The organism is Brenneria sp. L4-2C (genome assembly GCF_040240335.1).
Taxonomy (GTDB): domain Bacteria; phylum Pseudomonadota; class Gammaproteobacteria; order Enterobacterales; family Enterobacteriaceae; genus Brenneria.
In genome coordinates, this window is the sequence record NZ_JBEIAC010000008.1 from 1 (window position 1) to 23546 (window position 23546).

17 protein-coding genes are annotated in these 23546 nt (G+C 56.6%); 9 read left to right on the forward strand and 8 right to left on the reverse strand.

The genetic code is table 11. The features are described 5' to 3' along the window. Nucleotides 1-277, reverse strand: a 277-nt coding sequence (locus tag ABRZ26_RS13095) for an Rpn family recombination-promoting nuclease/putative transposase (protein WP_319604582.1), incomplete at its 3' end; no start/stop codon positions are given. Nucleotides 278-434: 157 nt separating this feature from the next. Between ABRZ26_RS13095 and fepB the strand changes: the two genes are divergently transcribed. The 4 genes from fepB (at nt 435) to ABRZ26_RS13115 (ending at nt 4566) form a co-directional block, all read left to right on the forward strand. Then, nucleotides 435-1448, forward strand: a complete 1014-nt coding sequence (gene fepB / locus ABRZ26_RS13100) for a Fe2+-enterobactin ABC transporter substrate-binding protein (RefSeq protein ID WP_319604583.1) — start codon at nt 435-437, stop codon at nt 1446-1448. A gap of 215 nt (nt 1449-1663) precedes the next feature. Next, nucleotides 1664-2668 carry a Fe(3+)-siderophore ABC transporter permease gene (gene fepD, locus ABRZ26_RS13105; RefSeq protein ID WP_319604768.1) on the forward strand — a complete coding sequence of 335 codons (1005 nt, stop codon included), beginning with the start codon at nt 1664-1666 and terminating at the stop codon, nt 2666-2668. A gap of 11 nt (nt 2669-2679) precedes the next feature. Further along, complete coding sequence (fepG, locus tag ABRZ26_RS13110; RefSeq protein ID WP_319604584.1) at nt 2680-3714, forward strand: iron-enterobactin ABC transporter permease; 1035 nt, start codon at nt 2680-2682, stop codon at nt 3712-3714. A 24-nt stretch (nt 3715-3738) separates the two neighbouring features. Next, nucleotides 3739-4566, forward strand: a complete 828-nt coding sequence (locus ABRZ26_RS13115; protein ID WP_319604585.1) for an ABC transporter ATP-binding protein — start codon at nt 3739-3741, stop codon at nt 4564-4566. A 32-nt stretch (nt 4567-4598) separates the two neighbouring features. Here the strand turns inward: ABRZ26_RS13115 and ABRZ26_RS13120 are convergent, their stop codons facing one another. Together ABRZ26_RS13120 and acnB are read right to left on the reverse strand one after the other, a co-directional pair. Then, nucleotides 4599-5666, reverse strand: a complete 1068-nt coding sequence (locus ABRZ26_RS13120) for an alkene reductase (protein ID WP_319604586.1) — start codon at nt 5664-5666, stop codon at nt 4599-4601. Nucleotides 5667-6016: 350 nt separating this feature from the next. Beyond that, nucleotides 6017-8614 (reverse strand): bifunctional aconitate hydratase 2/2-methylisocitrate dehydratase, encoded by a 2598-nt coding sequence (acnB, locus tag ABRZ26_RS13125; RefSeq protein ID WP_319604769.1) that lies wholly within the window; start codon nt 8612-8614, stop codon nt 6017-6019. Between the two features lie 424 nt (nt 8615-9038). Here acnB and ABRZ26_RS13130 point away from each other — a divergent pair, with 424 nt between their 5' ends. Next, nucleotides 9039-10658, forward strand: coding sequence for a methyl-accepting chemotaxis protein (locus tag ABRZ26_RS13130; protein ID WP_319604587.1), 1620 nt, complete (start codon nt 9039-9041; stop codon nt 10656-10658). Between the two features lie 49 nt (nt 10659-10707). Here ABRZ26_RS13130 and ABRZ26_RS13135 read toward each other — a convergent pair whose 3' ends face one another. Together ABRZ26_RS13135 and ABRZ26_RS13140 are read right to left on the reverse strand one after the other, a co-directional pair. After that, nucleotides 10708-11571, reverse strand: coding sequence for an alpha/beta hydrolase (locus ABRZ26_RS13135; protein WP_319604588.1), 864 nt, complete (start codon nt 11569-11571; stop codon nt 10708-10710). 126 nt (nt 11572-11697) lie between these two features. Then, nucleotides 11698-13959, reverse strand: a complete 2262-nt coding sequence (locus tag ABRZ26_RS13140; protein WP_319604770.1) for a TonB-dependent siderophore receptor — start codon at nt 13957-13959, stop codon at nt 11698-11700. Between the two features lie 319 nt (nt 13960-14278). On the opposite strand from ABRZ26_RS13140, the gene ABRZ26_RS13145 reads away from it, so the two are divergent. From ABRZ26_RS13145 to ABRZ26_RS13160, 4 genes are all read left to right on the forward strand, one after another. Then, nucleotides 14279-15265, forward strand: coding sequence for a helix-turn-helix transcriptional regulator (locus tag ABRZ26_RS13145; RefSeq protein ID WP_319604589.1), 987 nt, complete (start codon nt 14279-14281; stop codon nt 15263-15265). A 282-nt stretch (nt 15266-15547) separates the two neighbouring features. Continuing rightward, complete coding sequence (locus ABRZ26_RS13150) at nt 15548-16033, forward strand: Hcp family type VI secretion system effector (protein WP_319604590.1); 486 nt, start codon at nt 15548-15550, stop codon at nt 16031-16033. A gap of 21 nt (nt 16034-16054) precedes the next feature. Next, the gene (locus ABRZ26_RS13155; RefSeq protein ID WP_319604591.1) at nt 16055-16627 is read left to right on the forward strand and encodes a hypothetical protein; all 573 of its coding nucleotides are present in this window, start codon (nt 16055-16057) and stop codon (nt 16625-16627) included. A 64-nt stretch (nt 16628-16691) separates the two neighbouring features. Further along, nucleotides 16692-17120, forward strand: coding sequence for a hypothetical protein (locus tag ABRZ26_RS13160; RefSeq protein WP_319604592.1), 429 nt, complete (start codon nt 16692-16694; stop codon nt 17118-17120). Between the two features lie 122 nt (nt 17121-17242). On the opposite strand, the gene lpdA is transcribed toward ABRZ26_RS13160, so the two are convergent. The 3 genes from lpdA to aceE form a co-directional block, all read right to left on the reverse strand. Further along, complete coding sequence (lpdA, locus tag ABRZ26_RS13165) at nt 17243-18667, reverse strand: dihydrolipoyl dehydrogenase (RefSeq protein WP_319604771.1); 1425 nt, start codon at nt 18665-18667, stop codon at nt 17243-17245. Nucleotides 18668-18937: 270 nt separating this feature from the next. Continuing rightward, nucleotides 18938-20839: a pyruvate dehydrogenase complex dihydrolipoyllysine-residue acetyltransferase gene (gene aceF, locus ABRZ26_RS13170; protein WP_319604593.1), complete on the reverse strand. Its 1902-nt coding sequence runs from the start codon at nt 20837-20839 to the stop codon at nt 18938-18940. A gap of 14 nt (nt 20840-20853) precedes the next feature. Next, on the reverse strand, nt 20854-23517 hold the full coding sequence (aceE, locus tag ABRZ26_RS13175) for a pyruvate dehydrogenase (acetyl-transferring), homodimeric type (RefSeq protein WP_319604594.1): 2664 nt from the start codon (nt 23515-23517) through the stop codon (nt 20854-20856). Nucleotides 23518-23546 lie beyond the last annotated feature (29 nt).

A 23546-nucleotide genomic window follows, 5' to 3' on the forward strand; every position in this document is an offset into this window, starting at 1 on the left:
AATCGCAGCGTTCACCTATATCCGGCGGCAGATGGATGGACAGAAAATCCCGCGCCACAGCAATATCGCTGAGAAAAAGTTTGAATACCTTATCATGTGATTGCATGTCGTCCCTGGCGAATGGCGTCCCTAAAAACGCCACGATAGCGCCTGCCGCTCGCGGGTAAAGGTAATACGCCCCACCCTGCAAACACGCTCGCAAGAAAAAATTGCCGGGAGCAATTTTTAACGTCGCTTGCGACGGCCCGAAGGGTGGCGGGCAGGGATAGCCCGTCATAAAAAAATTTCCGGGAGAAATTTTTAACGTCGCTTGCGACGGCCCGAAGGGCTCATTTCCCCGGCATGCCGTCACGTATTGTTGTATATGAGAAGCATTACCGCTAACCTCCTCTACCACATCCGTTATTCGCAGTCCGTAAAGGAGTCATACGGCTATGCAAAAAGGTCGGCAGCATATTTATAACCTATTCGCGCTGGTATTCGGTTTGTTGGTCAGCATGCTTATCAGCGGCTGCGACACGCAGGACGCCTCGCCGCCGGCATCCGCCGGCCAGCCTCATGACGGCTGGCCCCGAACCGTACAGACCCTCAAAGGCCCGCTGACGCTGCAACAGCCGCCACAGCGGATTGTCTCCACCAGCGTAACCATCAGCGGAACGCTACTCGCCATCAATGCGCCGCTGATTGGCTCTGGCGCCACCAGCCCGCGCAGCGCGGTGGCGGATAGTCAGGGATTCTTTTCGCAGTGGAGTCAGCAGGCCAAAGAACGCGGCGTAAAACCGCTTTACGTCACGGAGCCGAACGCCGAAGCCATCGCCGCCACGGCGCCCGACCTGATCGTCATTGCCGCCACCGGAGGGGATTCGGCGCTCAAGCTGTACGAGCAATTGTCCGCGATCGCCCCGACGCTGGTCATCGATTACGGCGATAAAAGCTGGCAACAGTTGGCGCAGCAGCTTGGCGAGGTAACCGGTCATGAGGCCGATGCGCAACGTATCGTTAGCCAGTTCGAACAGCGGGTGCTCGCCGTCAAACAGGCCATTCAACTGCCGCCGCAGCCGGTTTCCGCGCTGGTGTACTATGAGGACGGCCGCGGCGTGAATCTCTGGACCGGCGCATCGGCGCAAGGACAGTTGCTGAAAGAATTGGGATTTCAGCTCGCCGCGCTGCCGAAGGGGATCAAAGCGGAAACCTCGCAGGGCAAGCGTCAGGATATTATCCAAATCTCCGGCGAGAACATGGCCGATAGCCTTAACGGCAAATCGTTGCTGCTGTTTTCCGCGGACGAGAGAACGGTTTATAAAGTGATAGGCAATCCTTTCCTTAGCCACCTGGAACCGGTGGTGAAAAATCACGTGTGGGCTCTGGGATTGGATACCTTCCGGCTGGATTATTACAGCGCCAATAACATGCTGGATAGCATTGAGCGTTATTTCCCCAAGTCTTAGCCGCCGATTCCCGCTGCCGGACCATCGCAGCGCGCCGGGGATTATGCCCGTGGCCGAACCCCGGCGCAGCCAAACACCGGGTTTAGGTCAATGTATTTGCTGAATGACGCGTGCTAGCATAGTTATAATGATAATAATAATTATTATATTTATTCTTTAATGAAGGGAGCGCTCATTGCGTGATGTCATATCCCCATCCTGAAGCCGTCAAGAATATGTCGAGTCCTTCCAATCCCCCTGGCATAAGACGCTTATCCGGCATCATCCTGTGTCTGACGCTTATCGCCGTCAGCGCCGTCGCCAGCCTGATGCTCGGCGCCAAACCCATTTCGCCGGAAGTAGTCTGGATGAGCCTGACCGGACAGATCGACAATGCGGACAGCACCATTATTCTTCACGCCCGGCTGCCGCGTACGCTGGCGGGTATTATCGTCGGTATGGCGCTAGGCGGCGCGGGCGCGGTAATTCAGGCGCTGACGCGCAATCCGCTTGCCGATCCCGGCATCCTCGGCGTCAACGCCGGCGCCAGCTTCGCCATCGTGATCGGCATTACCTGGTTCGGCATTCATGGCATGGCCGCCTGGCTCGGATTCGCCTGGCTGGGCGTACTGGCGGCCAGCCTGATGGTCTGGATCATCGGCACGCTCAGCGGCGGCCGTATCAATCCCGTTCGCTTAACGCTGGCCGGCGTGGCGTTAAGCGCCGTCCTGACGGGCCTCACCTCATCAATCTCACTGCTGAATCCCGATGCGTTCGACCAGATGAGAATCTGGGAAGCCGGCACGCTGGATATTCGCTCCCTGCGCCATATCGCCCTGGTCACGCCGACCATTTTGCTGGGTTGCGGACTGGCGCTGGCGGCATCCCGCTCGCTGAATGCGCTCAGCATGGGGGAAGATGTCGCGACCGCGCTAGGCACCCGCGTGGCGCTGATACGTGTGGTCGCGGTGCTGGCGATCATGCTGATGTGCGGTTCCGCCACCGCGCTGGTCGGACCGATTGGTTTTGTCGGGCTGATGATCCCGCATATCGCCCGCTGGTGGGCGGGACCAGATCAGCGCTGGATTCTGATCTATTCCCTGCTATTTGCGCCGGTGCTGCTGCTGTGCGCCGATATCACCGGCCGTTTACTGGTTCCCGGCGAATTGCGGGTGTCGATTGTCACCGCCTTCATCGGCGCGCCCGTGCTGATCTGGCTGGTTCGTCGGCGCAAAGTGTAAGGAAACGCAATATGAACACCAGAACCCAGCGCCTCCGTGGCCCGTCGGGAAATCGCTATGGCCGCCTGCCGCTGCGCGTGCTGACCATCAACAGTATACTGCTGCTGTTAAGCCTGCTGCTGCTTACCCTGGCGGTTAGCCTCGGCACCTTGTCCTTGTCGCCGTTCGACGTCTGGCGGGCTTTCACCGATCATGGCGAGCCCGGCGTCGCCACCGTCGTCACGCAGTGGCGCGCGCCCCGGGCGATTGTCGCGCTGTTGCTTGGCGCCGCGCTGGGCGTCAGCGGCGCGATTTTCCAGTCGATTATCCGTAACCCGCTAGGCAGCCCGGATATCATCGGGTTTAATTCCGGCGCCTATACCGGCGCGCTGCTGGTGATCATTCTGCTGCACGGCAGCGACTACCAGATCGCCAGCGGCGCGATGCTGGGCGGCATCGCCACCGCGGCATTGGTCTATCTGCTGGCCTGGCGCGGCGGTATCGTCGGCTTTCGCTTAATTATCGTCGGCATCGCCATCAGCGCGATTCTGGTTGCATTCAATACCTGGCTTATCATTACCGGCGCGTTGGAAAGCGTGATGACGGCGGCGCTATGGGGAACCGGATCGCTCAATGGCATGACCTGGACGAAAATCCGGCCCGCCCTGTTTATCATTCCCCTGGCCATCGTCGCCGCGCTGCTAATGGGAAAACGGCTGCAACTGCTGGAGATGGGCGACGACAGCGCCAGGTCGCTTGGCGTTAACGCCGAGGCCAGCCGTCTGTGGCTGATGCTGTTCGGCATCAGTCTGACCGCCGTGGCCACCGCCACCGCCGGACCGATATCCTTTATCGCGCTTGCCGCGCCGCAGATAGCCCGGCGCATGACCCGCGCCAGCGGAACGCCGTTGTTCTCCGCCGCGATGGTCGGCGCCATCTTGCTGCTGGCGGCGGATATTACCGCCCAGAACGCCTTTGCCGATATTCAGCTTCCGGTGGGCGCGGTGACGGTCAGCATCGGCGGAATTTATCTGATTTGGCTGCTGATCCGTGAAGCTCGTCGTTAACCATCCTGAAGGGTAATCATATTGATGACGCATCTCTTGCATGCTAACAACCTGACGCTCGCGTACGATAAAAAAATCATCGCGCAAGCATTGAGCGTCGCAATCCCGGATAATCAATTCAGCGTGATTATCGGCCCTAACGCCTGCGGCAAATCCACCCTGCTGCGGGCGCTGTGCCGACTGCTGAAACCGCTGTCGGGCGAGGTGCTGCTGGACGGTAAAAATATCCGCCAACTTCCCACCAAAGCGCTGGCCCGGCAAATCGGCCTGCTGCCGCAGCAGGCCATCGTGCCGGATAACATCACGGTGGCGGACCTGGTGGCGCGCGGACGTTATCCTCATCAAAGCCTGCTGCGACAGTGGAATACCGCGGATCAGGAGGCGGTGGAACAGGCGATGCGCGCCACCAACGTGCATGCTCTGGCCGAACGCAGCGTGGATGAGTTATCCGGCGGGCAGCGCCAGCGGGTCTGGATAGCCATGGTGCTGGCGCAGCAAACGCCGCTGTTGTTGCTGGACGAACCCACCACCTGGCTGGATATGGCGCACCAGATTGACCTGCTCGACCTGTTTCGCGATCTGCACCAACAGCATGGCCGCACGCTGGTGGCGGTGCTGCACGATCTGAATCAGGCCTGCCGTTACGCCGATCATCTGATCGTCATGCGCGACGGCAAGATTATGGCGCATGGGAAACCCGCCGAGATTATCAGCGCCGAACTGATCAAACAGGTGTTCGGCATGTCGTGCATCATCGTTGACGACCCGGTGTCCCATACGCCGCTGATTGTACCCTGCGGGCGCTACCATCCGGTGCCGGATAACATCGGCGACCTGAAGCCGACCGCCTAGGCGATCGCTCAGAAAAAACGGCGGGACGACGCTTAGCCTTCGGTCTGCTCCAGCGTCGGGTAGTCGGTGTATCCGGTAGCGTCGGCGCTGTAGATGGTCGCGCTATTCAGCGCATTCAACGGCGCATCACGACGAAAACGCGCCGCCAGATCCGGATTGGCGATATACAGCCGACCGAAAGACACCGCATCCGCTTCACCGTTGGCGATCAGTTGCTCGGCAGACTCCCGCGTCAGACCGTCATTGGCAATCAGCGCGCCGGCAAACCGTTCGCGAATCAGCGGCAAAATGCGGTTAGGCGTCTCCAGCGTCTCACGGACGAAGATAAACGCCAAATGCCGCTCATTCAATTGTTCGGCCACATAGCCGAATAGCGCATGCGGATTGGAATCCTGCACGGAATGGGTGTCGGACATCGTGTTCAGATGCACGCCCACCCGATCCGCCGGCCAGACCTCCAGTATCGCATCCACCGTCTCCAGCAGGAAACGGGCGCGATTGGCGACGGAGCCGCCATATTGGTCCGTTCGTTTATTGGAGCCGTCATGCAGGAATTGATCGAACAGATAGCCGTTGGCGGCATGGATTTCCACGCCGTCAAAGCCGGCGCGTTCGGCATTTACCGCCGCCTGACGGAAATCCGCCACCAGTCCGGCGATTTCCGCCGTTTCCAGCGCGCGCGGCACCACATACGGTTTATACGGACGGATGGTGGCGACATGGCCTTCCGGCGCAATGGCGCTGGGCGCGACCGGCAATTCGCCATCCAGATAAAGCGGATCGGAAATACGCCCGACGTGCCATAGCTGAATCACCGTTTTTCCGCCGGCCTGATGCACCGCGTCATTAATCTTTTTCCAGCTTGCGATCTGCGCTTCCGACCAGATGCCCGGCGTATTGGGATACCCCACCGCTTGCGGCGTGATGGCGGTGGCTTCGGTCAAAATCAGACCGGCGCTGGCCCGCTGAACGTAGTATTCCAGCGACAGCGCGCCGGGAATGCGTTGTTCAAAAGCGTGCATACGGGTGAGCGGCGCCATAACAAGACGATTGGATAACGGAATGGCGCCGATCTTGATCGGATCAAATAAACTTGGCATAGCATTTTCCTTACGGCTTAACCCAGATGAGTTATCAGAGACCTTATCGATAATATGAGACCACCACGAGCCATATATTGAGCAAATACGCCGGGGAAGGCACGCCATTGCGTGCGGGATCGTCATACCATTAGGCACTAATCCAGTAACGGAAAGTTATATGCGGCTACGGGGGAAGGTAAAAGAGGCCTGCTGACGGCCTCTGAGATTGCTGATTGAAGTTTGGCGCAAGGGTGTGATGACCCCCTCCCGGCCTCCCCCTTGTCAGGGGGAGGGGCATTCTCCCTCCCCTGCGAAGGGGAGGGCCGGGGTGGGGTCAGGGTCATCAGGCAAAGACCAACTATCGCGATTTACACCGCGGTCTGGAAAATCACCCCGTCCGCTTTCTCGGTATACTGATCCAGACGGTCAAAATTCAGATAGCGGTAGGTATCCAGCGCGGTTTTATCCACCTGCTCCATGTAGGTCTGGTATTCATCCGGCGTCGGCAGACGTCCCAGCAGCGAAGCCACCGCCGCCAGCTCCGCGGAAGCCAGATAAACATTGGCGCCGGTTCCCAAACGGTTCGGGAAGTTGCGCGTCGAGGTGGAAACTACCGTCGCGCCGTCGGCCACGCGCGCCTGGTTGCCCATACACAGCGAGCAGCCAGGGATCTCGATGCGCGCCCCGCTCTTGCCGAATACGCTGTAGTACCCCTCTTCCGTCAGCTGCGCGGCATCCATTTTGGTCGGCGGCGCTACCCACAGGCGGGTCGGCAACTGGCCCTTATGGCTGTCCAGCAGTTTACCGGCGGCGCGGAAGTGACCGATATTGGTCATACAGGAACCGATAAACACTTCATCGATCTTCTCGCCGGCCACCTCGGACAGCAGACGCGCATCGTCCGGATCGTTCGGCGCGCAGAGGATCGGCTCTTTGATTTCCGCCAGATCGATATCGATCACCGCGGCGTATTCCGCATCCTCGTCCGCTTCCAGCAATTGCGGATCGGCCAGCCATTTTTCCATCCCCTGGATGCGTCGCTCCAGCGTACGACGATCGCCATACCCTTCGGAAATCATCCACTTCAACAGCACGATGTTGGAGTTCAGATACTCGATGATCGGCGCTTTATCCAGCTTGATGGTACAACCGGCGGCGGAACGCTCCGCCGAGGCGTCGGTCAGTTCGAACGCCTGCTCCACCTTCAGATCCGGCAACCCTTCGATCTCCAGGATACGTCCGGAGAAAATGTTCTTTTTGCCTTTCTTCTCGACGGTCAGCAGCCCTTGCTTAATCGCATACAGCGGGATCGCGTGTACCAGATCGCGCAGGGTGATGCCCGGTTGCATCTTGCCTTTAAAGCGCACCAGCACGGATTCCGGCATATCCAGCGGCATCACGCCGGTGGCGGCGGCAAACGCCACCAGCCCGGAGCCGGCCGGGAAGGAGACGCCGATCGGGAAGCGGGTATGGGAGTCGCCGCCGGTGCCGACGGTATCCGGCAGCAGCATGCGGTTAAGCCAGGAGTGGATCACCCCATCTCCCGGACGCAGCGATACCCCGCCGCGGTTCATAATGAAGTCGGGCAGCGTATGGTGCGTCGTCACATCCACCGGCTTCGGATAAGCGGCGGTGTGGCAGAACGACTGCATCACCAGATCGGCCGAGAAACCCAGGCAGGCCAGATCTTTCAGCTCATCACGGGTCATCGGCCCGGTAGTATCCTGAGAACCGACGGAGGTCATTTTCGGCTCGCAATACTCGTTCGGACGAATACCGTCGACGCCGCAGGCGCGACCCACCATTTTCTGCGCCAGCGAGAAGCCTTTGTTGCTGTCGGCCACCGCTTTCGCCACACGGAATACGTCGCTGTTCGGCAATCCCAGGGATTCACGCGCTTTTGACGTCAGCCCGCGGCCGATAATCAGCGGAATACGGCCGCCGGCGCGCACTTCATCCAGCAGCACGTCGGTTTTCAGTTCGAAGGTCGCCAGCACCTCGCCGGTATCATGGCGGCGGACTTCACCCTGATAGGGATAGATATCAATCACATCGCCCATGTTCAGATCGCCGACATCCACCTCAATCGGCAATGCGCCGGCATCTTCCATGGTGTTGAAGAAGATCGGCGCGATTTTGCCGCCCAGCACCACCCCGCCGGCGCGTTTATTCGGCACATGGGGAATGTCGTCGCCCATGAACCACAACACGGAGTTGGTGGCGGATTTACGGGAAGAACCGGTGCCGACCACGTCGCCGACATAGGCCAGCGGGAAGCCTTTCTTATTCAGCGCTTCAATCTGTTTGATCGGGCCGACCACGCCAGGCTGATCGGGTTCGATGCCTTCGCGGGCGTTTTTCAGCATCGCCAGCGCGTGCAGCGGAATATCCGGGCGCGACCAGGCATCCGGCGCCGGCGACAGGTCATCGGTGTTGGTTTCGCCGGTCACCTTGAAGACGGTAACGGTAATTTTTTCCGCCAGGGCGGGACGGGAAAGGAACCACTCGGCGTCGGCCCAGGACTGAATCACCTGCTTCGCATAGGCGTTGCCGGCTTTGGCCTTTTCTTCCACGTCATAGAAGTTGTCAAACATCAGCAGCGTGTGCGACAGCGCTTTCGCGGCAATCGGCGCCAGCGCGTCGCTGTCCAGCGCATCAATCAGGGGATGAATATTATAACCGCCCTGCATGGTGCCGAGCAGTTCAACGGCTTTTTCAGGATCGATCAACGGGGAAGAGGCTTCGCCTTTGGCAATGGCGGCCAGAAAGCCGGCTTTAACGTATGCCGCTTCATCAACGCCGGGGGGAACACGATTAATCAGCAGATCCAGTAAAACGTCCTCTTCGCCGGCCGGCGGATGTTTTAATGACTCAACCAGCGCCGCCATCTGTACGGCGTCCAACGGCTTGGGAACAATTCCCTGTGCAGCCCGCTCGGCCACGTGCTTACGATATTCTTCTAGCACGACTTTCTCCTCGCTCTCATTGTCTTCATTATGCCCGGTGCTCTTGTCCCAGATTCTAATGTTCATGCCGGTATTCCGGCACGGGATGTAAGGTAAGAGAGCGCCCGGTTCAGCCTTGTCAGCATATCAGAATTTGAATTGAATGTTAATTAATTAACACAATCGCAACATTACATTAATTTTAGCCGCCGGATATCACGCGGATCCGATAACGACCAACGTCCGAAGATTAACATGTTAGCGGTAAAATCGACCATAAATTATGGCGCTATCAAGCCGCGGCTGAAGCCGTCCCGCGCGGCGGCAATGAGCGGTATGCAGGGAATAACGACCTGAACGCCATAATAAATCAATATGCAAACTATTCGCCCGCTTGCCGATAGTTTCCTAATGGGCAGGTTGATATCAACGCTTGGGAGTGCATATGTCCTTTTTACGGAATGTTACGATCAGAAAGGTTTTGTTGGTTATTCTCAGTCTTTTTCTACTGCTGTGGGGCGGCGTATCGTGGTTTACGCTGTCATCGCTTAATCAGGCTACCCATTACCTGACGCTCGGCAATACGCAGGTGGCGTCCTTAAATACCCTGACGAACGGCACCGATCAGGCGCTGCGCTCGGTGATCCGCATTAACCGGGCGATGACGCTGATGCAAAGCGGCAAACTGGATGATATCGACGCCACCGTGACATCGGCCGATACCGCGCTGAAAAGCAGTCAGGAGAATCTCGAAAAATTCAAAGGTCAGGCTCATACCAACATCGATCGGCTCATCGTCGATGAGGTCGTCTCCTCATGGGGCAAACTGATCGATCAGGGTCTACAGCCGATGATGACCGCCCTGCTGGAGAAAAGATTCGCCGAATACCGACGGTTGTTCCGCGACGATTTTCAAGCATTGAACGAAGCGTTTATCGCCGCGGCGGGCAACTATCAGACTATCGCCTCGGATAACGCCACCGTACAACACGTCTATACGCTGGTCGACTGGTGTAAAAAGATCCTGATTGCGGCGATGATCGCGGGCGTCGTCATTCTGCTGCTGACCGATCGCTACCTGACGGGCTTTATCGTCAAGCCTCTGGTGCGCATCCGGGATCATTTCCGCACGTTGGCTGAGGGAAAATTGGATCATGCGCTGGAAGACTTCGGCCGTAATGATGCCGGACAGTTAATCCCCTATCTGCGCGACATGCAGGAGAGCCTGAAAATCACGGTGACCACCATTCGCAACAGCGCGGATTCCATTTATCAGGGCGCGGCGGAGATCAGCGCAGGCAACAACGACCTCTCTTCTCGCACCGAACAGCAGGCCGCCGCGTTGCAGGAAACCGCCGCCAGCATGGAACAATTGGGTACCACGGTAAAACATAATACCGACAATGTGCATCAGGCTACCGGGCTGGCGGAGAAAGCTACCTCGGTGGCGAAGCAGAGCTGGGAAATGGGGCGCGAACTCGGCGAGATCATGGGCAGCATCGCCACCAGCTCGCGTAAAATCAACGAAATCACCGGTATGATCAACAGCATCGCCTTCCAGACCAATATTCTGGCGCTGAACGCCGCCGTCGAAGCCGCGCGCGCCGGCGAGCAGGGGCGCGGATTCGCCGTGGTGGCCGGCGAAGTGCGTAATCTGGCGCAGAAAAGCGCTCAGGCGGCGAAAGAAATTGAAGGGCTGATTGCGGAATCCGTCGAGCGCGTGGATGCGGGCGCCAAACAGGTGGCGCGCACCGGCAACGTGATGGATGACGTGATTACCTCCATCAAACAGGTGAACGATCTGATGGCGGAGATCGCCGCCGCCTCGGACGAACAGAGCCAGGGCATCAGTCAGGTCAGTCAGGCGGTGACGGAAATGGACGGCGTGACGCAACAGAACGCCTCGCTGGTGGAACAATCGGCCGCCGCGGCCGCCTCGCTGGAAGAACAGGCGCGCCAGTTAATGCAGGCCGTCGCCATTTTCCAACTGGAGCAGCAGCAAACGCACGGCGAGGTAAAATCAAACGCGCAGGCGGTGCCGCAACTGGCGGCGACGGTATCCTGAGCGCAGGGCGTCATGCTCGGGCGATAATCGCCGGTCTTGCGGCCGGGCATTATTCGCCCGCGGGCAAATCCTGTTGAAAATGGGTACGCAGCGCATGCTGTAACGCGAACAAGGGCGCGGATTGATGCGACTGTTGCGGATAGATATCCAGCGTTACGCGTAAATTGGGCGAACGTTTTTGCAACGTCCAGGCCAGTTCCCGGATCCCGTCGACCATCCGCCGCTGATGACGATGCTGACGCAACGCCTGACGCTGAGCGTCCGGCAAACCCAACTCCCAGCGCTCCAGAGACTGTTCATATTCTCCCACCGACAGCGCCAGACTGATCGGCCGCATCCTTTGTAATGCACTGGTTGCCAGAAAGGGTTCGACCTGCTGCATAAGATAGCCGCCATTCCACCAGACGGACGGGCTGGAGGCATAAAAATGCTGAAATGCGTTTGGCGCGGCAAACAGCGTATCGACGGTAAACAAACCGCCGTAGGAATGGCCGAACAGGGCTTCGCGCCGGCTGTCGACGGCATAGCCGGCGGCGATAAAAGGTTTTAACTCCGCCTGCATAAAGCGACGGAACCCTGCCGCATCGCCCGCCATGCCGGACGGATAATAACCGCCCGCCGGGTTTGCCTCCGGCACGATGCGTGCGACGGCGGGACGATAGTCCCGTTCGCGTCGGGTCGGCCCTTCATAATCCAACGCGACGATAATCCCCGGCGTCATGCCGCAGCGCGGGCCGGCCAGCGCATCCATCAGCGACACGGCGACGGGGAAATAGCGGGCGCCGTCCAGCAGGTAGATTACCGGCCATCCCTGCGGCGGCGGCGCGCTTGCAGGGCAAAAAGAGAGCACGCGATAGCGCCCGCATGCCGCCGAATCGAATATTTCATCACGAGTATTGCGTAGCTGGTACACCCATCCTCCCTTATTTCTTCTTATTATTTATGCCGACGACCGCGCTGCCAAATAAAAAATCCGGTGTGGAATACCCGCACCGGAAACGATCATGTGATTCCCCTGGCGCTGGTCGCCCGGCGTCGCTTAGAAGCGCGTGTTCAGACTAACGAAAAAGGTTCTGCCCGGTTCGTTATAGGTGGCTGCGCCCGCGCCGGCGATATTATTCACCCCCTGCGCGTTGCCGGCGCGGAACTGGCGCTTGTCCAGCAGATTGTCCACGCCGCCTGTTACGCTCACATATTTATTAAATTCATAGGTGGTGCTCAGACCGAATAACGCATATGGACTGAGTTCATCACTGGCGCTGCCGGTCACCCGGTTGCCGTTATAGTCATACTTTTTAGGTTTCTGCCGACCATACCAGGTGACATCCGCCAGGAAGGAAAGCTGTTCCGTCGCCTGCCATTCAACCGATGAGTTCAGAGTAAACTCCGGCGTGATGGAGAGATAATCGCCGGTGGTTTTATTTTTCGATTCCAGCATCCACGTCAGATTGTTACGCCAGTTGATGCTCTCCGTTACCGGAACGTTCAGGCTACCTTCCAGCCCCTGCACCACCGCTTTCGGGATATTTCCCCATTGGAAAATATTGGCATTGGCGTAAGCGGGATTGCTTCCTCCGACGGCCTGACCAATCGGCGACAAGCCGGACTCAATCTTATTGCGGTAATCATTGTGGAAATAGGTAATGCCCGCCGTCAAGCCGTTGCGGTGGAACTCCAGACCAATCTCTTTATTCAGACTGGTTTCCGCTTTCAAATCTTCATTACCGAGCAGGTAACAGCTCTGTGAGCTGCCGCCGTAACACCCCTGGCCGCGGCTGTAGAGGATATAGTTAGGGTTGGTCTGATACAGGTTCGGCGCCTTGTAAGCCCGGGCGATACCCAGCTTCAGGGTGTAATCCTCTCCCAGTTCCTGAGACAGGTTCAATGACGGACTCCAGTTGGTGCCCGCCGAGCTATGGTGATCGAGACGCAGCGCCGGCGTCAGCGCCGTGCTTGGCGTCAGTTGGATATTGTCCTCTACAAACGCCGACGCCAGACGGGCGGATGTCTTGTCGCTGCGCCCGCTGCTGCTCAGCGAACCAATGCTGCCGGCTTCAGTGGTGGTCTGCGTATTCGACACCGGATCCTTCATTTTCTGCTCGTTCCACTCGATGCCGATGGTCGCCACCTGATCGAATAGCGCATTAAACGGAATATTGACCTCATTATGCGCAGTAAAACTATTCAACTTGATGGTATTAAACGCATCAGGCGACGAGAAGATCCCTTCTGTACCGCCGGCTAATCCTTCCAGAATACGGGTATTGTGGGTGCGTTCATATTGCAGATATGACATTGAACTGACGCCGCTGTCCCAATAGCCGCGGTGCGTAATCGCAAAGTTCTGCCGGTACATGCGATTGGTTTCTTTGCCGTAATTGCTGAGAACATTGGCATTGCTATTGGTATTTTGGCTATCGCCCGCATAGATATTGCCCTGACGGCTGACGCCCGCTTCAAACTCCAGCGACTGCCGTTTGGTGATATCCCAGCGCAGCAGGCCGTTAATGTCTTTATTACGCACCCCTTCCCGACCGGCGGGCAGAGAATTGATCTGATTGCCGGTGCGCTCGGACTGATGCCCTTCATTGATATCTCTGGCATCGGCCTGGGTTTTATTCAGATTGCCGAACAAACGGAAGCTCAGATTATCGGTCAGGCCGCCCATCAGGCTGAAATCGGTGCGTTTGGTGGCGCCTTCCGACTTATGCTGCGGCGCGTTCAGATAGGTATTCCAACTGCCGTGCAGCTCCTGCGTCGGCTGTTTGGTGATGATATTGACCACCCCGCCCGCGGCGCCGTTGCCGTAGCGCGCCGCCGCCGGGCCGCGCAGCACCTCGATGCGCTCCACCATATCGGCCGGCACCCAGTTGGTGTCGCCGCGCGTATCGCGTTCGCCGCGCCAGCCATAGCGCACCGCATTGCGGCTGGAAACCGGTTTGCCGTCCACCAGAATCAACGTATTTTCCGGCCCCATGCCGCGAATATCGATCTGGCGATTGTTCCCGCGCTGTCCGCTGGTGGAGTTCCCGGTAAGGTTCACCCCCGGCATGGTGCGGATCAGTTCCGACAGATCGTTGGCCGGCGGACGCCTGGCGATATCTTGCGCGGTGATCACCGACACGCCCGGAGCCTGACGGGTCTGCTCCGCGGCAGTGACCACGATGGTGTCGTCAGCGTCCGATGCGGTCTCCTGCTGGGTTTGCTGGGTAGCGGCCGTATCGGCCCATGTCATGAACGGCGTTGTCGAACAGCTCAAGCCGATAAGCGTCGCCAGGTAGTGACGTGGTGGTAATCTCATCATCTAAAATCGCCCTGTAGAATCATAATTGGAAAGACGGCGGATGTTGAATGGCGCAGGCAAGCTTCATTTATCACCGTAAAACGGGCCTCCATGCTTTGTGGAGAAAAGGCTGCCTTATCATTGAGCGAGCGGACAGGATTACCCGCCCGCCGCGTGCTGACCATCAACGAAAAATGCTACTGAGAAGTATTTGCATTACCAATTTTGGTCAGTCATTGTTACATTTGTTTTTTGGCACGGGTTTTGTGCAAACGGCGAATTGTTTTGCGCAAGCGGCAAAATGGCGGACGATAACCAGAGAATATGAGGGGGGATCATGCAAAATCACGTACCGTCATCGAAATCGATTTATAAGAATCACATCGTCCAGCAGTCCAGCCTGGTGACGAATGATTATCGCCTGCTTGGACCGAGGTTGATTGACGATACGCCGGTACTGTTCGGCAATTTCGACGTGATACGGCTGAACCGCGATCTGATTTTGCATACGGCGGATGTGATCAACCTGCACAACATGAAAACCCAGAGCGTGCTGAACGGCGCGATCAAACTGGCTATCGTGGTAAACGGCGTCGCGCATATTACCTATAACGAAAAATTGCTGCATCTGGGCAATCACCAGCCCGCGTCGCTGATTTCGCTGACCGAACCCACGCAATTTAGCCGCAACGGTAAGCGGGATGAATACGAGCGCACCGTTTCCCTCACCTTCAGCCGCGAATGGCTGTATGGCAACCTGCTGGATACGGTCAACGACTGGCAGACCATTTATGACTTCACGCAAACCCATCTCGCCACCCATTTATGGACGCCGTCGCGTCAGGCGCTGGCCATTGCCTGGCAGATCCTCAACGCCGGCCCCTGCCATACGCCGCTGCAACGCCTGTATCTGGAAAGTCAGTGCATGATGCTGATTATCGAAGCCTTTGATTCACTCACCGCTCACGCGATACAAAATAAAACCGCGCCCGGCGTTAACCTGCGCAACCATCACCGCGTCCATCAGGTGCGCGATATGCTGGAAAGCGGCAGCGCCGACCAGCTCTCCATCGCCGACATCGCCAAAAGCGTCAGTATGAGTGAAAGCACGCTGCAACGTCATTTTCGCCAGACATTCAACATCACGGTGTTTGAATACCTGAGAAACTGCCGTTTACAGCGCGCGATGCTGGCGCTGCAAAAAGACGGCATCGGTATTGCGCAGGCCGCCAGCATCGCCGGCTATAATAGCCCGGCAAACTTTACCACCGCCCTGCGCCGCGCCTTCGGCATCACGCCGGGACAGGTGAAGAATCGTTTTTGATCAATACCGTTCGTTTCAGATTCAAAATAGCCAGAGCGACCACGGCGAGTGACATCTTAAGCGTCTCCCTAATCGTCGCGTATAAATCGAATCCGCCCCCACAGCTGATTTCCATTAGGATTTTTCTCAATAGCAGGGTTATCTGTCTGGTTCGTTTTTTATCTACATGCTAATCCGATACAGTATGGCGCGATTGATTTTTCGAAAGAATCTTAGAATTTCAAGAGTCCCGTCGTTTTCATATCAAATAAACGTTTTCTATTTCTGCTAAAAGGATTTTCTATGTCTAATGCTATTTATCTCTACGTTGAAGGTGTCACCGGTGAATGTACAGAGTCGCAGCATGAAGGTTGGATCGACGTGTTTTCATGTTCATGGGGCGCATCTCAAAATGCCGATACGACGCGCGGCGGCGGTGGCGGTTCCGGCCGTGTAAGTTTTCGCGACTTGAACATCGTTACCGCTATAGATAATGCGATGCCGACCATGTTGAAAATGTGCTCTGTCGGTCAGCATATCAGTAACGTCAAGGTTTCCATATGCAAGGCCAGCGGCGGCAACCCCATAGAATTTTCCACCTTCATATTGAAAGACGCGCTGATCACGGATGTGAATATTGGCGGTTCCAGCGGCAGTCAGATGCTGGTGACCTATAAATTTCAGGCATCCGCCGTCGAAGCACACTACTGGAAACAGCAATCAAACGGCGGTAAAGGCGCGGAAGTGGCGATGGGCTTCGATATCAAGCAAAACAAAATCACCGGCTAATCAACCACAGGGAAATATCTAATGGAACCTATTTTCCTGCAAAATGAAGTGGGGATGGTTGTTCGGGGGAAAAACAGCGCAGAACATACGCCAGGACTATTGGAACAACACGCCGATTGCATTTTAAGCAACGGAGCCCCCATTGGCTTTTATGGTCGAGGTGAGGGATATTCCAACTCATTAGGCACCGTGGGTTTAGGAATGGAAGGGTATGTGCTGACCTATAACGACTTTTCCTCAAAAGCATACGGCAGGCCATACTATATCGATACATATGAAGCCAGGCGCTACAATCTTGTTTCAACCGTCCTGCTGGTAAGTGTCTCCAGTGCAGAAGCCATGCTGTTCGACGCAGCCTGGAACGAGATCAAGAATCATCCCGATACGTTCAACATCGTGGGGAATAACTGTTCCACTCACGCGAGCCTGGCTTTCGTCAAAGCTGGTATTCTGCCTTCGGAAATTTCCGGTCTTGATACGCCCGACCAACTTTATCGGCAAATTGTCGCCGTAAAAAAAGGATTGACGCGTTCCTATTCCGGCTATGTCGGGTTTACCCCGGATAAGGATAGGTATTATGTTGAAGTGCAATAGAGCGAGAGGCTTACTCACATCGGCGATACTCGCTGTACTGCTTATTGCGTACTCAGGAGCCAGCATGTCCTTTTCATTTAGCAAAAAAATTGAGATCAAGGCAGAAAATGCCATGTTCAAAGGCGTGGAAATGGAATTGCCTAGCCGAAAGGCCGTCGTTCAGATCAAAAGCGTTGAAGCGGATCAGAAACTGTCTTCGTCGGTCTTGCGCTCGCCGTCGCTCATTTCCGGTTACCCCGACCCACTGCGGGTTGAAGGAAAAGTGTTAAGCAGTAGTGATGACGCGTTGCTGGGTAAATCGGTATCATTGCGCTTGTCAAAGCAGGAATGGGAGCGCATTAAGGCCGGCGTGAATGACGCCGTCGGCGTCGGCATCCTGGATACGCATGACGGCTACGGCCTAATTTGTCTGGAAAACCTCACATCCCTCGATGACGCCGCGAAAAAAACGTGGCTAACAAGCGAGACCTGTCGTAAACGCTGGGATAATTGACGCGGTAGGTACGCCGCCTTGACGAAATCGCGAAGAGAGACAACCGGTTCGCCGTTTCCGAGCAAAGCCGCCATAAAAAAATCCGGCATAATCGCCGGATTTTTCACTATGCGTAGACGCGCTTACTTTTTCTTGGCTTTCGGGTTCGGCAGGTCGGTAATGCTGCCTTCATAAATCTCGGCCGCCAGACCGACGGATTCGTGCAGCGTCGGGTGAGCATGGATAGTCAGCGCGATATCTTCCGCATCGCAACCCATCTCGATGGCCAGACCGATTTCACCCAACAGTTCGCCGCCGTTGGTGCCGACAATCGCCCCGCCGATAACGCGATGCGTCTCTTTGTCGAAAATCAGTTTGGTCATACCGTCCGAACAATCGGACGCGATGGCGCGGCCGGAGGCTGCCCAGGGGAAGGTCGCCGTTTCGTAGCTGATGCCTTTCTCTTTCGCTTCTTTCTCGGTCAGCCCGACCCAGGCCACTTCCGGCTCGGTATAAGCAATGGACGGGATCACTTTCGGATCGAAGTAGTGTTTTTTGCCGGCAATCACTTCCGCGGCGACATGACCTTCGTGTACGCCTTTATGCGCCAGCATCGGCTGACCGACAATATCGCCGATGGCATAGATGTGCGGCACGTTGGTGCGCAACTGCTTATCCACGCGGATAAAGCCGCGTTCGTCGACTTCAACGCCCGCTTTGCCCGCATCCAGGTTTTTACCGTTCGGCACGCGGCCGATAGCCACCAGCACCGCATCATAACGTTGCGGTTCGGCCGGCGCCTTTTTGCCTTCCATCGTCACGTAGATACCGTCTTCTTTGGCTTCCACGGCGGTCACTTTGGTTTCCAGCATCAGCGTAAACTGCTTGCTGATACGTTTGGTGAACACTTTGACGATGTCTTTATCAGCGGCCGGGATCACCTGATCGAACATTTCCACCACGTCGATCTGCGAGCCCAGCGCATGATAGACGGTACCCATTTCCAGACCGATGATGCCGCCGCCCATGATCAACAGACGTTCCGGCACGCTTTTCAGTTCCAGCGCATCGGTGGAGTCCCATACGCGCGGATCGTCATGGGGAATAAACGGCAGTTGGATCGGACGCGAGCCGGCGGCGATGATCGCGTTTTCGAAATTGATCGTCGTTTTGCCGTTTTCGCCGTCCACTTCCAGCGTATTGGCGCCGGTGAATTTACCCAGACCGTTAACGACTTTCACTTTACGGGCTTTCGCCATACCGGACAGACCGCCGGTTAGCTGCTTGATGACTTTCTCTTTCCACAGGCGGATTTTATCAATATCGGTTTTAGGTTCACCGAATACAATGCCGTGCTCCGCCAGCGCTTTGGCTTCTTCAATCACTTTGGCTACGTGCAACAGAGCTTTGGAAGGGATACAGCCAACGTTCAGACACACGCCACCCAGCGTGGAGTAACGTTCCACCAGTACGGTTTCCAGGCCGAGATCCGCAGCGCGGAATGCCGCGGAATAGCCTGCGGGGCCGGCACCAAGTACCACCACCTGAGCTTTAATTTCAGTACTCATCATGACCTCATGTTTTGTTTGTCCGGCGGTCAGACGACATTCTTATGGCGAGTTAATTTAAGTACGCCCTTCATCCACCGGGACGCTTTCACCGTCGGCAGTTTACATAATTGTTAACAATCTGCAAATCACCTGTAAGTAAACGCGGTCTCAACAGTGTCGTCTGATAATATTTAAGCGCCTAAACCCACTATCCGGGTTCTAGAAACAGAATATTGTTAGCAACACTGACGTTAACAAAAAGGCTGGCCGTAAGGCCAGCCTTTACGGTTACATCACCAGACGACGAATATCCGACAGCGTGTTGTTGATGATGGTAATAAAGCGCGCACCATCAGCACCGTCAATGACGCGGTGGTCGAAGGACAGAGAGATCGGCAGCATCAGACGCGGCGTAAACTCTTTGCCGTTCCAGACCGGCTCTATCGCGGACTTGGACACGCCCAGGATAGCCACTTCCGGCGCGTTGACAATCGGCGCGAAATGCGTGGTGCCAAGACCGCCGATGCTGGAGATGGTGAAACATCCCCCCTGCATTTCGCCTGCGGTCAGCTTACCGTCGCGCGCTTTCTTGGAGATCGTCGCCAGTTCACGAGACAGCTCGATGATGCCCTTCTTGTTCACATCTTTGAACACCGGAACCACCAGACCGTTCGGCGTATCGACCGCCACGCCGATGTTGATGTATTTCTTCAGCGTCAGACGCTGGGCGTCTTCGGACAGCGAACTGTTGAAACGCGGCAACTGCTCAAGAGCAGCGGCAACGGCTTTCATGATGAAAACCACCGGCGTGATTTTCACATCCAGTTTACGTTTCTCCGCTTCCGCGTTCTGTTGTTTACGGAACGCTTCCAGCTCGGTGATATCCGTTTTGTCGAAGTGCGTAACGTGTGGAATAACCACCCAGTTGCGGCTCAGGTTGGCGCCGGAGATTTTCTGGATACGGCCCAGTTCCACTTCTTCCACTTCGCCGAACTTGCTGAAGTCGACTTTCGGCCATGGCAACAGACCCGGCAGACTGCCGCCGCTGGCGGCGGCCGGCGCGGATTCGGCGCGTTTAACCGCCTCTTTCACATAGGCCTGAACGTCTTCGCGCAGGATACGGCCTTTACGCCCGGTCCCCTTCACTTTAGCCAGATTGACGCCGAACTCACGCGCCAGACGGCGGATAACCGGCGTAGCATGAACGTAAGCGTCATTTTCGGCGAACTCGCCTTTGCTTTCCGCTTTCGCGGCCGGCGCAGGCGCGGCGGCTTTGGCTTCCTGCTTAGCCGGCGCCGCTTCCTGTTTGGCGGCCGGCGCGGCGGCCGGGGCTGCGCCCGCCACTTCAAACACCATGATCGGCGAACCGGTTTTCACTTTGTCGCCGGTATTGATTTTGATCTCTTTCACCACGCCGGCGAACGGCGCAGGCACTTCCATCGACGCTTTGTCGCCTTCCACGGTGATCAGCGACTGCTCGGCTTCCACCTTGTCGCCCACTTTCACCAGCACTTCGGTGACTTCGACTTCGTCATCGCCGATATCCGGCACGGCGACGTCTTTCGCGGCTGGCGCGCTGCCGGCGGCCGGCGCGGCTTCCGCGGCGCTCTCTTCTTTAGCCGGAGCGGCATCAGCCGAGCCCGCCACTTCAAACACCATGATTGGCGAGCCGGTTTTCACTTTATCGCCGGTGTTGATTTTGATCTCTTTCACCACGCCGGCGAACGGCGCAGGCACTTCCATCGACGCTTTGTCGCCTTCCACGGTGATCAGCGACTGCTCGGCTTCCACCTTATCGCCCACTTTTACCAGTACTTCGGTGACTTCGACTTCGTCATCGCCGATGTCCGGCACGGCGACGTCTTTGCTGGCGCTGGCCGCCTGAGCCGCCGGTTTGGATGCTTCTTTTTTCTCTTCTTTCTCTTCAGCCTTGGCAGGCGCGGCATCGGCCGCGCCGTCGGCGGAATCGAAAATCATAATCAGCTTGCCGGTCTCGACTTTGTCGCCCACCGCAACCTTGATCTCTTTTACCACACCGGCCTGCGGGGAAGGCACTTCCATAGAGGCTTTATCGCCTTCCACGGTGATCAGCGACTGTTCAACTTCAACTTTGTCGCCCACCTTCACCAGCACTTCGGTGACTTCAACTTCATCTGCACCGATATCCGGTACGTTGATTTCGATAGCCATGTAATCTTTACCTCTTATGCCAGACGCGGGTTGACTTTATCTGCATCGATCTCGAATTTGCCAATCGCTTCGGCAACCACTTTCTTATCGATTTCACCGCGCTTAGCCAGTTCACCCAGGGCCGCAACCACCACGTAAGACGCATCCACTTCAAAGTGGTGACGCAGGTTCTCACGGCTGTCGGAACGTCCGAAACCGTCGGTTCCCAGCACGCGATAATCGCTGGCCGGGATGAAGTTGCGAATTTGCTCGGCGAACAGCTTCATGTAGTCGGTTGAGGCTACGGCCGGCTCATCGCTCAGAACCTGAGCCACGTAAGGAACGCGTGGTTCTTCGGTCGGGTGCAGCATATTCCAGCGCTCGCAATCCTGACCGTCGCGCGCCAGTTCGGTGAAGGACGTGACGCTGAACACGTCGGAACCGATGCCGTAGTCTTTCGCCAGAATCTGCGCCGCTTCACGCACGTGGCGCAGAATGGAGCCGGAGCCCAGCAACTGTACTTTGCCTTTGTCGCCTTCCACCGTTTCCAGCTTGTAGATACCCTTGCGGATACCCTCTTCCGCACCCTGCGGCATGGCGGGCATGTGGTAGTTTTCGTTCAGCGTGGTGATGTAGTAGTAAATATTTTCCTGCGCTTCGCCGTACATACGATGCAAACCGTCATGCATAATGACAGCCACTTCATAAGCATAGGCCGGATCGTAGGAAATACAGTTCGGGATGGTCAGCGACTGAATGTGGCTGTGGCCGTCTTCGTGCTGCAAGCCTTCGCCGTTCAGCGTAGTCCGACCGGAAGTCCCGCCGATCAGGAAGCCGCGCGCCTGCTGATCGCCCGCCGCCCAGCACAGGTCGCCGATACGTTGGAAACCGAACATCGAATAGTAGATGTAGAACGGGATCATCGGCAGGTCGTTGGTGCTGTAGGAGGTGGCCGCCGCCAGCCAGGACGCGCCGGCGCCCAGCTCGTTGATCCCTTCCTGTAGAATCTGACCTTTCTCGTCTTCTTTATAGTAGGCGACCTGCTCGCGGTCCTGCGGGGTGTACTGCTGACCGTTCGGGCTGTAAATCCCGATCTGGCGGAACAGACCTTCCATACCGAAGGTACGCGCTTCATCGGCGATGATCGGCACCAGACGATCTTTGATCGACTTGTTCTTCAGCATCACGTTCAGCGCGCGCACGAAAGCGATGGTGGTGGAAATTTCTTTATTCTGCTCGTCCAGCAGGCTGCGGAAATCTTCCAGCGTCGGCAGTTCCAGCGTTTCGCTGAAGGTCGGCTGGCGAGTCGGCAGGTAGCCTTCCAGCGCCTGACGACGTTCGTGCAGGTATTTATATTCCGCGGAATCTTTATCGAGCGTGATGAACGGCAGTTTTTCGATATTTTCATCGCTGACCGGCACATTGAAACGATCGCGGAAGTAGCGCACGCCTTCCATGTTGATTTTCTTGACCTGGTGCGCGATGTTCTTGCCTTCGGCCGCTTCGCCCATACCATAGCCTTTAATGGTATGCGCCAGAATAACCACCGGCTTGCCTTTGGTTTCCTGCGCTTTTTTCAGCGCGGCGTAAACTTTCTTCGGATCGTGGCCGCCGCGGTTCAATGCCCAGATTTGATCGTCGGTCCAGTCTTTCACCAGCGCGGCGGTTTCCGGATATTTGCCGAAGAAGTGCTCGCGCACATAGGCGCCGTTTTTGGATTTGAACGTCTGATAGTCGCCGTCAACGGTTTCATTCATCAGTTGGACCAGTTTGCCGCTGGTATCTTTACGCAGCAGTTCGTCCCAGCGTCCGCCCCAGATCACCTTGATCACTTCCCAGCCGGCGCCGCCGAAGATGCCTTCCAGTTCGTTGATAATCTTGCCATTACCGGTAACCGGGCCGTCAAGGCGTTGCAGGTTACAGTTGATAACGAACACCAGGTTGTCCAGTTTTTCGCGGGTGGCGATGGTGATCGCGCCTTTGGATTCCGGCTCGTCCATTTCACCGTCGCCCAGGAAAGCGTAAACGGTTTGTTGAGAGGTGTTTTTCAGGCCGCGATGCTCAAGGTATTTCAGGAACTTAGCCTGATAGATAGCGCCAATCGGCCCCAGCCCCATGGAGACGGTCGGGAACTGCCAGAACTCAGGCATCAGTTTCGGGTGAGGATAAGAAGACAGGCCCTTACCATGCACTTCCTGACGGAAGTTGTTCATCTGTTCTTCGGTCAGACGGCCCTCAAGGAAGGCGCGGGCATAAATGCCGGGAGAAATGTGGCCCTGGAAGTAAACCAGATCGCCGCCGTCCTGTGCGTTGCGCGCGCGGAAGAAGTGGTTAAAGCACACTTCATAGAAAGTTGCGGAAGACTGGAAAGAAGCCATGTGACCGCCCAGCTCCAGATCTTTTTTCGAAGCGCGCAGCACCGTCATTACCGCATTCCAGCGAATAGCTGAACGGATATGGCTTTCCAGATCCAGGTTGCCTGGATATTCCGGTTCATCTTCAACTGCGATGGTGTTGACGTATTGGCTTGCAGCGCTGCCGGCGGCAACGCTGACTCCGCCTTTACGCGCTTCGCCCAACACCTGATCAATCAGGAACTGAGCGCGCTCAACACCCTCTTCACGGATGACCGATTCGATCGCCTGCAGCCAGTCGCGGGTTTCGATCGGATCCACGTCATTATTTAAACGATCTGACATGGTTTTTCCTTATCTTCTCTAATAAGTTG

What these genes read in the sequence shown, in the direction of transcription:
- fepB (WP_319604583.1), top strand. Translation starts at nt 435, where the DNA reads ATGCAAAAAGGTCGGCAGCATATTTATAACCTATTCGCGCTGGTATTC.
- fepD (WP_319604768.1), top strand. Translation starts at nt 1,664, where the DNA reads ATGTCGAGTCCTTCCAATCCCCCTGGCATAAGACGCTTATCCGGCATC.
- fepG (WP_319604584.1), top strand. Translation starts at nt 2,680, where the DNA reads ATGAACACCAGAACCCAGCGCCTCCGTGGCCCGTCGGGAAATCGCTAT.
- ABRZ26_RS13115 (WP_319604585.1), top strand. Translation starts at nt 3,739, where the DNA reads ATGACGCATCTCTTGCATGCTAACAACCTGACGCTCGCGTACGATAAA.
- ABRZ26_RS13120 (WP_319604586.1), bottom strand. Translation starts at nt 5,666, where the DNA reads ATGCCAAGTTTATTTGATCCGATCAAGATCGGCGCCATTCCGTTATCC.
- ABRZ26_RS13130 (WP_319604587.1), top strand. Translation starts at nt 9,039, where the DNA reads ATGTCCTTTTTACGGAATGTTACGATCAGAAAGGTTTTGTTGGTTATT.
- ABRZ26_RS13140 (WP_319604770.1), bottom strand. Translation starts at nt 13,959, where the DNA reads ATGAGATTACCACCACGTCACTACCTGGCGACGCTTATCGGCTTGAGC.
- ABRZ26_RS13145 (WP_319604589.1), top strand. Translation starts at nt 14,279, where the DNA reads ATGCAAAATCACGTACCGTCATCGAAATCGATTTATAAGAATCACATC.
- ABRZ26_RS13150 (WP_319604590.1), top strand. Translation starts at nt 15,548, where the DNA reads ATGTCTAATGCTATTTATCTCTACGTTGAAGGTGTCACCGGTGAATGT.
- ABRZ26_RS13155 (WP_319604591.1), top strand. Translation starts at nt 16,055, where the DNA reads ATGGAACCTATTTTCCTGCAAAATGAAGTGGGGATGGTTGTTCGGGGG.
- ABRZ26_RS13160 (WP_319604592.1), top strand. Translation starts at nt 16,692, where the DNA reads ATGTCCTTTTCATTTAGCAAAAAAATTGAGATCAAGGCAGAAAATGCC.
- lpdA (WP_319604771.1), bottom strand. Translation starts at nt 18,667, where the DNA reads ATGAGTACTGAAATTAAAGCTCAGGTGGTGGTACTTGGTGCCGGCCCC.
- aceF (WP_319604593.1), bottom strand. Translation starts at nt 20,839, where the DNA reads ATGGCTATCGAAATCAACGTACCGGATATCGGTGCAGATGAAGTTGAA.
- aceE (WP_319604594.1), bottom strand. Translation starts at nt 23,517, where the DNA reads ATGTCAGATCGTTTAAATAATGACGTGGATCCGATCGAAACCCGCGAC.